The sequence below is a fragment of the Sphingomonas sp. TF3 genome (genome assembly GCF_003985085.1).
GTDB lineage: Bacteria > Pseudomonadota > Alphaproteobacteria > Sphingomonadales > Sphingomonadaceae > Sphingomonas.
Genome location: NZ_RWKS01000021.1, coordinates 21,222 through 34,451, shown reverse-complemented (window position 1 = coordinate 34,451; position 13,230 = coordinate 21,222). Strand labels below are relative to the sequence as shown.

Here is a 13,230-nt window from a genome sequence, read left to right as displayed (position 1 = left end):
CGGGGCGCAGGATCAGATGGTTGCAAGCGGTGCGTCGAGCGCGCCCAGTTCGCCGCGTGCGCGTGCTTTGCGGCCATAGACCGCCTCGAACAACGGCGTGGCCATGACGGTCGTGACGATCGCCATCAGCACCAGCATCGAGAACAGCGTCGGCCCGATAATGCCCTTTTGAAGGCCGATATTGATGATGATCAGTTCCATCAGCCCGCGCGAATTCATCAAGGCCCCAATGCCGAGCGCCGTACGATTGTCCTCGCCCGACAAACGCGCGGCCGCGTAACATGCCCCGAATTTCGCCAGGATCGATACGATCAGGATGCCCAGCGCGATGACCAGCAGCGTGGCGGAGTTGACCATGTCCAGGCGCGTGTTGAGCCCGGAATAGGTAAAGAACATGGGCAACAGCAGCACCACCGCAAGCGGCTCCACCTTGCGCTTCAGCTCCTCGACGAACAGCCCGCGCGGCATGCACACGCCCATCAGGAAGCCGCCGAAAATGGCATGGATCCCGATCGCATCCATCACGAAGGCCGACAGGCAGAAGAGCAGCATGGCCATCGCCAGCATCTCGCTGCTCATCGCGCCCTCTCGCTCGACAATGCGGCCGAGCGGGGCGAGCAAGCGTCGCCCGAACCCCAGCATGAAGGCGGTGTAGAGCACCGCACCGCCGATCGCGAGCACCGCCACCCCGGCCCCCGCGCCGAAGGTGGCCAGCACGATCGCCAGCACGCACCACGATGCGGCATCGTCAAAGGCACCGGCCGTCAGCGACAAGGTTCCCAGGGACGAGTTGGCGAGCCCGCGCTCGTTGATGATCCGCGCCAGCATTGGAAACGCCGTCAGCGCGATGCACGCGCCCATGAACAGGGTCGCGCTCGCCCGGTCGATGCCCGGCGCGAACAGGCCGGGGACGGTCAACAGGAAGGGGGTGATCAGCACTGCAAACAGGAACGGTGCCGCGATTCCCGCCCCCGATACCATTGCCGCGCTGCGCGCCTTGGATTTGAAGTGATCAAGGTTCAGGGTCAGCCCGACGATGAACATATACAGGCCGACGCCCAGCTGTGCGCCCACGTACAACACGTTGCGCGTTTCCTTGGGGAAGACAGTGAGCTGCAGATCGGGAAGCAGCAGCCCGAACAGCGAAGGCCCAAGGATCACGCCGGCGATCATTTCGCCGACGACTTGCGGCTGGTGCAGCAGTTTCTTGCCCAGCCATCCGACCACGCGACAGGTGAAAATGATGACGGCGAGCTGCAGGAAAAAGTGGATGCTGAAGTCGCCAGGTACATAGCTCTTTGCGGCATTCACCGCCGGACCGTGCGGACCTAGGACCCCCGTCAGCGCGTGCCACGCGCTGGTCAACAGTTCAAACATGCACTCTCCCCATCGTCTCGCGCAGCTGCGTCCCCGCCGTCGCGACGTTTAGAAAAGCGCGCTTATTCCGATGTGTGCAACACCGTAGCGGGTCGACGCCGCGTTTTTTCCGCCACATCGTGCCTTGTGTTGCGCGGGGTCAACAATGTAGTAACATCGCTACATAATAGCATGCTCAAAATAGCGACATAGGCACATATGAAGGTCATCGGAAGCCGGGAGTTCAACCAGGATGTCAGCGCGGCAAAGCGCTTGGCCCGTACCGAACCGGTGTTCATAACCGACCGCGGACGCCCGACACATGTGTTGATGAGCTTCCAAACGTTTCGCCAGATGAGCGGGCAGTGCGACTCGATCGTCGATCTTCTCGCCATGCCGGGAGCCTCTGACGACGAGCTGCCACCGCCGGGGCGCTGGGCCGCGCGGGAGGTCTCCTAATGTTTCTCCTCGACACGCCGATCGTCTTCGATCTTCGCCGTGCGCGAAGCCCGGACACCGAGCAGGGCCTTGCGCTTTGGGCCGGGGAGGTCGCGCGCGAGCGCTTGTTCGTGTCGGCGCTGACCGTGATCGAGTTGGAGGCCGCGGCGACCCAGGCTGCGCGGCGCGACAAGGCTGCGGGTGCGGCGCTGCGCCGCTGGATTGACGATCGGGTGATCCCCGCCTTTGACGGCAATATCCTGCCCATCGACACTGCGGTGGCGCAACGGCGCGGTCAGGTAACATTGGCGGATATGCGCGACGCCTTGCTTGTGGCGACCGCGCTCGAACATGGACTGACGCTGGTGACCCGCAATACCGCCGCCTTCAAGACCGCGCGGGTCAAGCTGTTCGATCCGACCGGTTATCGAGCCGAGGAGGTGGCGGAGGACGCCGATTGGCGCACCGCCGGGCGTGACGGGGCGGTCTGGCTGCGGAATCTGTTCGTACGATCGTGATTGCCAGCGGATGCGGTCGGGTCAGCCGCCCAATTTTCCGAATGCCGCTTCATAGCCCGCGCGGTCGCCAGCGTTTAACAGCTTTGCCTGTTCAACCCAGCGGTCGCGCGTCATGCGGCCTTTGAAGGTGCCGAGCTTTGCGTCCAGGTCAGCGGCGGCGGACGGGCTTAGCGCGGCGATCTGTTCGACGCTGGTGATGCCGTGTTCGCCAAGTGCGGCGGCAAGTTTCGGACCCAGCCCCTTGATTTGGACGAGGTTGGTGGCGACCGGTGGAGTGGGCGCGCTTGGTGTCGGCGCGGGCACCGGAGGCTGAGCGGGCACCGGCGGGGCGACGGCTTCGGGCGACGAAGCGGGGTCGGGCAGCGGCGTTTCGTCCATACCTTGCACGGTGGCGGGCGTGGTTGCGCCATGTTCCTCGGCGATCGCGAAGTCTTCGTCGACTTGGGTTTCTGCCTCCGCCCGGCGGCGGCGCAACACCGTCCCCCACCAGATGGCGAGGACCGCCGCAATCGCCAGCGCCGCCATCAGGACGATATGAACGGTGGTGATCGGTCCCATCACGTCGATCGCCTGGTTCGGGTTTTGCGGGCCGCTAGCCATCATGGTCTCCTGTGTTTTCGGAAGGTTAGCGCAACCGGTCAGCGCGCGTCGCGTGCAATCTCACGCCAACCGATGTCGCGGCGGTGAAAGCCCGAGGGAAAGGCAATCGCATCGACCGCGCGGTAAGCGGCGGCCTGCGCCTCGGCAATGTCGGCCCCCAGCGCGGTGACCGCCAGTACGCGCCCGCCGCTGGCGACGATGTGCCCGTCCTGCAGCCGCGTTCCCGCCTGGAACACCGTCGCGCCGGTCGCTTCGGCCTCGGCGATACCGTCGATCCGCCCGCCACTCTCGGGCGTGCCGGGATAGCCATTGGCGGCGAGCACCACGGTCAGCGCGGTTTGTTCCACCCATCTTGCGGGCCCGCGTTGCCCGAGCGTCCCGTTGGCGACCGCCAGCAGCAGCTCCAGCAAATCCTCGTCGAGCCGTGCCATCAGCACCTGGCATTCGGGGTCGCCGAAGCGGGCATTATATTCGATCAGCTTGGGGCCATCGGCGGTCAGCATCAGCCCGGCATAGAGCACGCCCGAAAAGGGTGTGCCGGCCTCCGCCAGCGCGGCCACGGTCGGGCGGACGATCTCGTCGATCGCGCGCTGTTCCAGCTCAGGGGTCAGCACGCGTGCCGGGCTGTACGCGCCCATGCCGCCGGTATTGGGGCCGGTATCGCCTTCGCCGACGCGCTTGTGATCCTGCGCCGAGCCGAAGGGCAGGATGTCCTTGCCGTCGGTCAGCACGAACAGGCTGGCTTCCTCGCCCTCCAGAAACTCCTCGATCACCGCTTCGCCGCCGCGCGCGCCGAACAGATCGGCCAGCGCCGCCTCGGCCTCCTCGCGCGTGGTCGCCACGGTCACGCCCTTGCCGGCGGCGAGGCCATCGGCCTTGACCACCACCGGCACGCCGAAGCGATCGAGCGCAAAGCGCGCCTCGGCGCGGCTCGTCGCATGGACATAGCCCGCGGTCGGGATGCCAGCGCGGTCGCACAGCGCCTTGGTAAAGGCCTTCGATCCTTCCAGCTGGGCTGCGGCCTTGTTCGGCCCGAACACCAGGGTCCCGGCGGCGCGCAGGCTGTCGCCCAGGCCATCGACCAGCGGCGCTTCCGGGCCGATCACGACCAGTTCAATCGCTTTTCCCTGGGCGAAGGCGATGACGGCGGCATGATCGGTCACGTCCAGCCCTGCGATTTCGGCATGCGCCGCAATGCCCGGATTGCCGGGTGCGGCGAACAGTGTACCGAGGCGCGGTGATTGCGCGAGCTTCCATGCCAGCGCATGTTCGCGACCACCCGAGCCGATCAACAGGACATTCAATGGCGGACCCTTTTCTAGAGATTGCCCGGCGAGAGGGCGTCCATGCGCTCCTAGACGAGCCGGTCGCAGGGGACAACGCCGCGCCGATCAGCGTGGGCGAACTGGCCGGCAAGCTCAAGCGCGTGGTCGAAAGCGAGTTCGGCTTCGTCCGGCTGCGCGGCGAGATTTCGGGCTATAAGCGCGTCGCCTCGGGCCATGCCTATCTCAGCCTCAAGGACGACAGCGCCGTGATCGACGGCGTGATCTGGAAGGGCAATGTCGCGCAATTGGGCTTCACCCCGCAGGACGGGGCCGAGGTGATCGCGACCGGCAAGGTCACCACTTATCCCGGCCGCTCCAAATACCAGATCGTGATCGATCGCATGGAGCTGGCGGGCGAGGGCGCGCTGATGGCGCTGCTCGAGAAATTAAAGGCCAAATTGGCGGGCGAGGGGTTGTTCGCCGCGTCCGCCAAAAAGCGTCTGCCGTTCCTGCCGCGCCGGATCGGCGTGGTCACTTCGCCGACCGGCGCTGTCATCCGCGACATTCTTCACCGGCTCGAGGATCGCTGCCCGACGCATGTGCTGGTGTGGCCGGTCAAGGTGCAGGGCGCGGGATCGGCGGAAGAGGTTGCCGCCGCCGTGCGCGGCTTCGACGCGATGTCGCCCGAGACGCGCCCAGACCTCGTCATCGTCGCGCGCGGCGGCGGCTCGATCGAGGATCTGTGGTCGTTCAACGAAGAGGTCGTCGTGCGCGCGATCGCGGCGTGCAGCATTCCGATCATCTCGGCGGTCGGCCACGAGACCGACACCACGCTCGCCGATTTCGCCGCCGATCTGCGCGCGCCGACGCCCACGGCGGCGGCCGAGATGGCGGTGCCGGTACTCGCCGATCTGCGTTTGACGCTGGCGGGCTATGGCACCCGCACCGAGAAATGCGCGCGGCGCTATGCCGATCGCGGACGCGAGCAGTTGACCGCATTGGTGCGCGTGCTGCCGCGCCGCGACGCGCTGCTCGGCCCGCAGCGGCAGAAAGCGGATGATCTCGGCGCACGGCTCGATCGCGGGCTGGAACGCCGCGTGGTGGTGGCGCGCGGCCAGCTCGATCGGTCTGCGGGCGCGCTCCGTCTTTCGACGCTCGACCGCCAATTGGAGCGCGCGCGCGATCGGCTGGCGGCGACGTGGCGGCTGGTCGAATCGCTCGGCCCCAATGCCATTCTCGATCGCGGTTATGCCTTCGTCTCAGCGCGACCGTCTGGCGCGGTGGTGGGCTCGGCCGATGCGGCGCGGGCCGCCACCAATGTGACGCTCCATTTTCGGGACGGCCAGGTTGACGCCAAGGTTGAGCGCGCGGGCACCAAAGCCTATGGTGCGCCCAAGCCTGAGCAGCCGACGCTGCTCTGATCCACCCATGTTATCGAAAAGCGCGCGCTTATGCTGATGTCCAACACCGATCGCCCTGCGCGGCTGCATTTCATGGCCAATGGTTTTCGCGTGCTCGCCCCCGGCGATCATGTCCTGTGCGCGGTATCGGGGGCGCGGATCGCGCTCGACGATTTGCGCTATTGGAGCGTCGCGCGGCAGGAGGCCTATGCCAGCGCTGAAATCGCGACCGAGGCGATGGCATCGGAATGACGCGGCGCGGGGGGCTGGCGCGAACGGTTTGGGGGGCAATCGGGTCGGTGGCTCTGGTTGCCTTGGGCAGTTGTACCACCGCGCCCGAACGCCCGACGGTTCAGCCGGTCAGCGCGCCGCCGGTCGCGCGCCGGGCCACCCCGCAGCCGCAGCGCGAGCCGCAGCGGACCAGCTTCAGCTATTCGGGCAGCCTGATCCAGGGTGGGCTGGTGATCGGCATCGCGCCGTCCAATACCAGTTTGCTGTCCTTCAACGGCGAAACCATTCCGGTCGCGCCCGACGGGCGTTTCCTGATCGCCTTCGACCGCGACGCCAAGCCAAGCGCCAGCCTGGTCGCGACGCTCGATGACGGGCGCGTGGTGCGCGATACCCTCAGCATCGCACCGCGTGGCTGGGACATTTCGCGGCTGAATTCCTTGCCCAAGATTCCGTTGCCGCAACCCGAATTCGATCGGCTGCGCCCGGCCGAACTGGCGCAGATCAACGCCGCGCGGCGCGTTTCGTCGGACTCGCAAGGGTGGCGGCAGACCTTCCTGTGGCCAACCACCGGCCGCATCTCCACGCTGTTCGGATCGCAGCGCATCTACAAGAATGGCGAGGCGGGATCGTATCATTCAGGTGTCGATATCGCCAAGCCGCAAGGTTCGGTCATCCTTGCTCCCGCCGATGGCGTAGTAATCCTGGCGGCGGACCATCCCTTCACGCTGGAGGGAAATTTGCTGATGATCGATCATGGCATGGGCCTCAACACCGCCTTCCTGCATTTGTCGCGCATCGACGTGCGCGTGGGCGAGCGTGTTCGCCGCGGGCAGCCAGTGGCGCTCTCGGGCATGACCGGCCGCGCGACCGGACCGCATCTGCACTGGAGCCTGAAATGGCACGATGCGAAGATCGATCCACTGCTCGTCGCAGGGCCGATGCCGCGCAGCGAGTGAGGCGTTTGCGGCGGGCGTAAGGCGGGTAACGCAAGAGTGTTGCACCGCAGCGACACTTGGCGAAAGTTCCGTGTCGGCCTCTTTACAATGCTGTGGGATCGTTACAGTCTAGCATCATTGCGGTGATCCCGGGGGTTCGGGATCGCCGACGCAACGCTGCGCCATTGCGCACCATCTGGGGGTTTTTCATTGATGCAGACCACGCAAGCTCGCGCATTTGCGCGCCTTCGTTCAAGTGCCGCGCCCGTCGCGCTGCTGATCGCGCTTTCGGCCGGCCCGGCATTTGCGCAGACCGCGCCCGCACCGGCAAGCGAGCCGGCACCGGCCACTGCCGAGGCGAATCAGGACATCGTCGTCACCGGGTCGATCTTCCGGCGTACCAACACCGAGACTCCTTCGCCGGTCACCGTCCTGACCAGCGAGACGCTGGCGCGGGCCGGTATCACCAACATCAATGACGCCGTCCGTTCGATTTCGGCCGATGGCGCGGGGTCGATCTCGACCGGCTTCACCAACGGCTTCTCGGCCGGCGGTGCTGCTGTGTCGCTGCGCGGTCTCGGCGTTTCGTCGACCCTGGTGCTGATCGACGGTCTTCGCAGCACCAACTTCCCGCTCAACGATGACGGCCACAACGCCTATGTCGATCTCAACTCGATCCCGTTCAGCGCGGTCGAGCGGATCGAAGTGCTGAAGGACGGCGCATCGTCGAGCTACGGTGCCGACGCGATCGGCGGCGTGGTCAACATCATCATGAAGAAGCATTTCACCGGTATCGACGGCAACGTCGAAGGTGGGGTGACCGAAAAGGGTGACGGTGCCCGTTACCGTGCCAACCTGACCGCCGGCTATGGTGATTATCAGGAAAAAGGCTGGAACGTTTACATTAACGGTGAATATCAGAAGGATCAGCCGATCGCGGCACCATCGCGCGGCTTCCCGTACAACACCAACGATCTGAGCTCGATCGGCGGCCTCGACAACAATACCGGCGACAGCTCGTTGACCACCGCGTCGACCAACGCCGTCGTGCGCCGCGCTCCGCAGACTGACCTCAACAATCCCTTCGCCGGCGGTGTCGCGACGGGTACTTACACGCTGCTCGGTGGGACCGCGCAGTGCGCGAATGGCACCTTTACCGTTGCGGGGGCATCCGGCGGCACGGGCTGTAAGCATGATTACGGCCAGGAATATGGCACCCGCTATAACGACATCCAGCCGTCGCAGGAGCGCTACAGCGTCACCGGCCGACTGAGCGTGCGTCTCACCGACTCGATCGAGGGCTATGCCACCGGAAGCTACTCGCACAGCCAGGTCACGATCGGTCGCGCGCCCAACTCGATCCGCCAAACGCAGCCTTATGGTGCTTCGCCGACCCAGTCGTCGAGCAACCCGGGCATCGTTCTGCCAGTCTATATCTGCTCGTCGGGCGTCAACTGCGCGACCGCCGCGGACCGCACGCTCAATCCGAACAACCCCTATGCAGCTGCAGGGGCCGCCGATCCGGCCAACAACGCCGCGCGCATCTATTATGCGTTCGGCGATATCCCGGTCTATTCGGTCCGCAACAACGAAGTGTTCCGCGGCGCTGTCGGCTTCAATGGCGATATCGCAGGCGATTATCACTGGAAGATCGATGCGGTCGGTGCACGCGACAATTTCTCGATCGAAAACCACGGCGTGCTCGACATCGCCGGGTTGAAGAAGGCGATCAACACCGGCGCCTACAATTTCGTCAATCCGTCGCTCAACAGCCAGGCCGTTCGCGACATGGTCGCGCCGGTCTACACGACGCCGTCGCACACCTCGTTGATCTCGGTTGACGCGTCAGTCGCCAAAGATCTGTTCGCGCTGCCGGGCGGCAATCTGCAGGTCGCCGTCGGTGGCCAGTTCCGCCACGAGACCGAAGTCAACAACAGCAACAATCCGGGCCTGACCAAATACGCCAACACCTCGGCGGCCTTTGGTACGCATGACGTTTACGCGGGCTATTTCGAGGTCGGCGCACCGATTTTGAAGACGCTCGAAGTGACCGGTTCGGGCCGCTACGATCACTATTCAGAAGGCTTCAGCCACTTCTCGCCCAAGATCGGCGCCAAATGGACGCCGATCAAGCAACTCGCGATCCGCGGGACGTACTCGAACGGCTTCCGCGCTCCGACCTTCGCTGAAAACAACCCGGCGTCGAGCTATGCTGGCTTCGTGACGGTGACCCCGCCGGCCAGCTTCCAGCTGGCGCATGGCGGCCTCATCACCGCGGGCAACACCAACCCCTATGCCCAGGCCTACAGCCTCGGTTCGGGCGCGACCGGCAACCCCAATCTGAAGCCTGAAAAGTCGCGCAGCTTCACCGCTGGCATCGTGGCCGAGCCGGTGCACAACGTCAGCTTCACGGTCGATTACTACAACATCAAGAAGACCGACGTCATCGTGACGGGTCCCGATGCCGGCACTGCCCGCGCGAATTATTTCGCCGGAACCGCGCTGCCTGCAGGCTACACCGTTTCGGCTGTCGACGCGCCCGATCCGCTGTTTCCGAACGCGCTGCCGCGCGTGCTCATCATCAACGTGCCGTTCGTCAACGCCGGTTCGATCAAGAGCTCTGGCCTCGACTTCGGCGCCAACATTCGCGTGCCGATTTCCCCAAGCGTGACCTTCACCAGCCGCCTCGATGTCACCTATGTGATCCAGTATGACCTGGATCCGGGTAATGGCAGCAAAATCCAGAAATATGCCGGTACGCTCGGACCTTACGAATTGTCGTCGGGCGCGGGCACGCCGCGCGCGCGCGGAAACTGGCAGAACACGATCGAGTTCGGTCCGCTCTCGCTGTCGGCGACGACCTATTATGTGTCGCGCATCAAGGAAGTCGCCGCTGACGAAGGCGACGACATCTCGTGTGCAGGTGGCAACCTTTATGGCACCGGCGACAAGTTCTGCTACATCAAGCGCTTCATCTATGCTGACGTGAGTGCGGCCTTCAAGGTCAACGACAATTTCACGTTCAACCTGTTCGTCGGCAACATCACCGGCGAGAAGGCACCGCTTGCTCCAGCGTCGTATTCGGGTGCCAACTATCTGCCGACCTGGCACATGGCCGGCATCGTTGGTCGCACGTTCCGCGCGGGCGCACACTTTAAGTTCTAAGGTACGGCGTATTTGTTGGAAGGGGGCGGTCTCTGCGAAGGGGCTGCCCCTTTTCGTTTAACCTGTTGCAAACGCGTAACGAAGTTGTTGTTTTTATGTAACAGAGTGAAATGAAAGCGTAGTCGAGCGTGCGCGGCTCACTTTACAGCGTGCCTTGGGCGCTTCATCCCATGCGCATGTCTCGGGGGGCCGAGCACATGTTCGGTCACGAGACTTGCAAACAACGCCGCGGTGCGAATTTTCGTAGATGCGTGCGGTCAGCAAGGGAAAAGACGTGATCGGAACAGACTTCATCGCTCGCAAGGCACGGCTGCTGACGGGGGCCGCATCCACTGCGCTACTGCTTGCTGCAGTGCCCGCATTTGCGCAGGACCAGCAACCCGCCGCACCGTCGACCGCGCCAGTGCCCGAGCAGGCGCAGCCCGACACGGGCAGCCAGGGCCAGGACATCGTGGTCACGGGTTCGTTGATCCGTAACAGCGCCGCCGCGACGGCCGCCCCGATCAACACCTTGACCGCGCAAGACTTTGCCAATCGCGGTCAGAACACCATTGCCGAAGCGCTGCAGACCATTCCCGCCAACGGCGCAGGCACGATGACGCGTGCCTGGAACAGCTTCGGTTTCGCCACCGGCGCGACCGCCGTCTCGCTGCGCGGCCTCACCACCGGTAACACGCTGACCCTGTTCGACGGTCTGCGCTCGGCAATTTACCCGCTCGGCGATGACGGCCAGCGCAGCTTCGTCGATCTCAACACCATTCCGCAGTCGGTCGTCGAGAAGGTCGACGTCCTGCAGGACGGTGCCTCCGCGACTTATGGTGCGGATGCGGTCGCGGGCGTCGTCAACGTCGTCGTGAAGAAGGAGATCGTCGGTCTGCACGCCAACGCATCGGCCGGCATCTCGCAGCGCGGTGACGGCGGCGAAACGCGCGCCGATCTGACCTATGGCTATGGCAAGCTCAGCGAGCAGGGCTTCAACTTCTACGTCAATGCCGAATTCCAGCACGACAACCCGATCTACGCGCGCGACCGTGGTTATCCGTGGAACACCAACAATTACAGCGCGATCTGTAAGGCGGGCGGCACCTGTCTGCCCAACGAGACGATCAACGGCATTCAGGGCGATGGCAGCTTCGGCGGCCTTGGCTCGACGCGCGTGCCGGTTGCGCGGCCCTATCTGAACGGCAGCCCGGTTGCCGGCTCGCAGTTCCAGTTGCTCAATCCCGCCGCTGGCTGTCGGGACCTTACCGCGATCACCCTGACCCCGGCGCAGCAAGCGCAAGCGGCGGCGGCAGGTACGCCGACCGGCTCGCTGGTCTGCTCGCAGGATAACGTCAAAGATTATCTGCTGGAAATTCCAGAGGAGCAGCGCTTCGGGGCGACGGCGCATTTGACCGTCAATGTCGGCAGCAAGGCGCAGGCCTATCTGATGGGCAATTTCTACGAGACGCAGACCAACAGCAGCATTTCGCCGCTGAGCTTCGCCGGCCAGACCGCAGCGGGCGGGACGCAGTTCACCCTTAGCCCGGTTCTCTTGCCGGTTTACGTCTGTCCGCGCGGCACGACCGTGGCGTGCACCGCGGCCAATGGCACGCTCAACCCGAACAATCCGTTTGCGGCACTTGGTCAGCAGGCGCGGGTCAATTATCGCTACGATCAGCCGCGTATCTCGTTGACCGACACGAAAACCTATCGCTTCGCAGGCGGGATCCAGGGCACGTTCGGCGAAGGCTGGAAGTACAATGCCGATGCGACCTATTCCGAGGTCGATCTGAAGGTTACCAACAAGAACTACCTAAATCCGCAGCGCCTGATCAACGTGATCAACGACGGCTCGTTCAACTTCGTCGATCCGTCGCTCAACACGCAGGCAACGCGCGACTATATCGCGCCGACCAACAACAATCTGTCGACATCGAAGCTGTGGCAAGTCCAGGCGTCGGTTTCCAAGTCGTTCTTTACCTTGCCCGGTGGCGAGCTGACGGCGGCGGTCGGCGGCGCGTATCGCTACGAATCGGTCAACAATCCGAGTGCGAACGCGCCGAATGAGATCAATCCTGCCGACCGTTATTACAGCATCAACTCGGTGAGCACGGCGGGCAGCCGCAACGTGAAGTCGGCCTTCTTCCAAATTGATGCGCCACTGTTCAATATGCTGACGCTGAGCGGTGCCGGTCGTTATGACGATTATTCGTCGGGGCAGAGCAACTTCTCGCCGAAGGTCACCGCGATCTTCAAGCCAATCGAGCAGCTGCGGATCCGCGGAACCTGGTCGCGCGGCTTCCGCATCCCGAGCTTCCAGGAAGCCTATGGCCAGCCGACGACTGGTTATATCACGTCGACGGTTTCGCCGACCCAGGCCGGCGGTGCGGCATACATCGCCGCGCATGGCGGCGACTCCTACGCGACGCTGCCGTACAGCTATGGTTTGACCTCGGCGGGCAACCCCAATCTGAAGCCCGAGAAGTCGACCAGCATCACCGGGGGCATCGTCTTCGAGCCGACCCGCCGCTTGACCTTCACGCTTGATTACTACCACATCAAGATCAAGGGTCTGATCGGGGCACCGGATTATTCGGGCGTGGCTGCGGCCTATTATGCCAATAACGGCGTCGTGAATGTCCCAGGCATCACCGTAAAGCCGGGCGTGGCGGATCCGAACTTCCCGACCGCGCTGCCGCAGCTGGGCTTCATCCAGTACAGCTTCATCAACACGACTTCGGAAACGACGTCGGGGCTGGACATGTCGGGTACGGCGCGGATCCCGCTGGGCCATGGCATCAACCTCACCAGCCGTGTCGATGCGACGTATCTGATCAATCTCGAGCAGGTTCAGCCGAACGGCACGATCCAGCGCTTCGACGGATCGCTCAGCCCGTGCAACATCACCTCGTGCTCGGGTGCGCCGAAGTGGCGCGGCAGCTGGCAGAACACGCTCGACTTCAACGGCAAGGGTACGTTGAGCGCGACGGCGTATTACACCAGCGGCTATGACATGGCGTCGGTCGATTACGGCGGCGTTCCGGGCGATTGCGCCAACAATGGCGGTGTATCGGTCTACACCTATTCGGACGGCTCGCCGTACAAGTGCCGCGCGCGCCGCTTCATCGATGTGGATATGAGCGCGAGCATCAAGGTGGGCAGCCGCTTCACCTTCTATGCAAACGTCCTCAACGTGTTCGACGTGAAGCCCGACTTCAACCCGGGCCAGACCTATGATACGGGCTTCGGCTACAACGTGGCATGGGAAAGCCAGGGCTTCATCGGCCGCTTCGTCCGCTTCGGTGCGAAGGTCGACTGGTAAGCCAACCGCATCTACCAA

10 protein-coding genes are annotated in these 13,230 nt (G+C 64.1%); 7 read left to right on the top strand and 3 right to left on the bottom strand.

Annotation, left to right across the window (positions count from 1 at the left end):
- Window positions 1-12: 12 nt before the first annotated feature.
- Window positions 13-1,377, bottom strand: coding sequence for a cation:proton antiporter (locus EJC47_RS16650; protein ID WP_033965123.1), 1,365 nt, complete (start codon window positions 1,375-1,377; stop codon window positions 13-15).
- Window positions 1,378-1,575: 198 nt separating this feature from the next.
- Between EJC47_RS16650 and EJC47_RS16645 the strand changes: the two genes are divergently transcribed.
- Window positions 1,576-1,815: a type II toxin-antitoxin system Phd/YefM family antitoxin gene (locus EJC47_RS16645; protein ID WP_033965125.1), complete on the top strand. Its 240-nt coding sequence runs from the start codon at window positions 1,576-1,578 to the stop codon at window positions 1,813-1,815.
- Window positions 1,815-2,312: a PIN domain-containing protein gene (locus EJC47_RS16640; RefSeq protein WP_033965126.1), complete on the top strand. Its 498-nt coding sequence runs from the start codon at window positions 1,815-1,817 to the stop codon at window positions 2,310-2,312. Before EJC47_RS16645 ends, EJC47_RS16640 begins: the two co-directional genes overlap by 1 nt.
- 21 nt (window positions 2,313-2,333) lie before the next feature.
- On the opposite strand, the gene EJC47_RS16635 is transcribed toward EJC47_RS16640, so the two are convergent.
- Window positions 2,334-2,912, bottom strand: a complete 579-nt coding sequence (locus tag EJC47_RS16635) for a helix-hairpin-helix domain-containing protein (protein ID WP_033965132.1) — start codon at window positions 2,910-2,912, stop codon at window positions 2,334-2,336.
- Between the two features lie 38 nt (window positions 2,913-2,950).
- Window positions 2,951-4,216, bottom strand: a complete 1,266-nt coding sequence (gene purD / locus EJC47_RS16630) for a phosphoribosylamine--glycine ligase (RefSeq protein WP_126848997.1) — start codon at window positions 4,214-4,216, stop codon at window positions 2,951-2,953.
- Here purD and xseA point away from each other — a divergent pair.
- From xseA to EJC47_RS16605, 5 genes are all read left to right on the top strand, one after another.
- On the top strand, window positions 4,216-5,598 hold the full coding sequence (gene xseA, locus EJC47_RS16625) for an exodeoxyribonuclease VII large subunit (RefSeq protein WP_126848996.1): 1,383 nt from the start codon (window positions 4,216-4,218) through the stop codon (window positions 5,596-5,598). The two genes, purD and xseA, sit on opposite strands and share 1 nt — an antisense overlap.
- Window positions 5,599-5,628: 30 nt before the next feature.
- Window positions 5,629-5,829, top strand: coding sequence for a DUF2093 domain-containing protein (locus tag EJC47_RS16620; RefSeq protein WP_033966632.1), 201 nt, complete (start codon window positions 5,629-5,631; stop codon window positions 5,827-5,829).
- A complete protein-coding gene (locus EJC47_RS16615) occupies window positions 5,826-6,764 on the top strand; it encodes a M23 family metallopeptidase (RefSeq protein WP_126848995.1) in 939 nt (312 codons plus the stop codon). The genes EJC47_RS16620 and EJC47_RS16615 overlap by 4 nt, the downstream gene beginning before the upstream one ends.
- Window positions 6,765-6,956: 192 nt before the next feature.
- Window positions 6,957-9,908: a TonB-dependent receptor plug domain-containing protein gene (locus EJC47_RS16610; RefSeq protein WP_126848994.1), complete on the top strand. Its 2,952-nt coding sequence runs from the start codon at window positions 6,957-6,959 to the stop codon at window positions 9,906-9,908.
- Window positions 9,909-10,182: 274 nt separating this feature from the next.
- Complete coding sequence (locus EJC47_RS16605) at window positions 10,183-13,212, top strand: TonB-dependent receptor plug domain-containing protein (RefSeq protein ID WP_185867703.1); 3,030 nt, start codon at window positions 10,183-10,185, stop codon at window positions 13,210-13,212.
- Window positions 13,213-13,230: the final 18 nt, after the last annotated feature.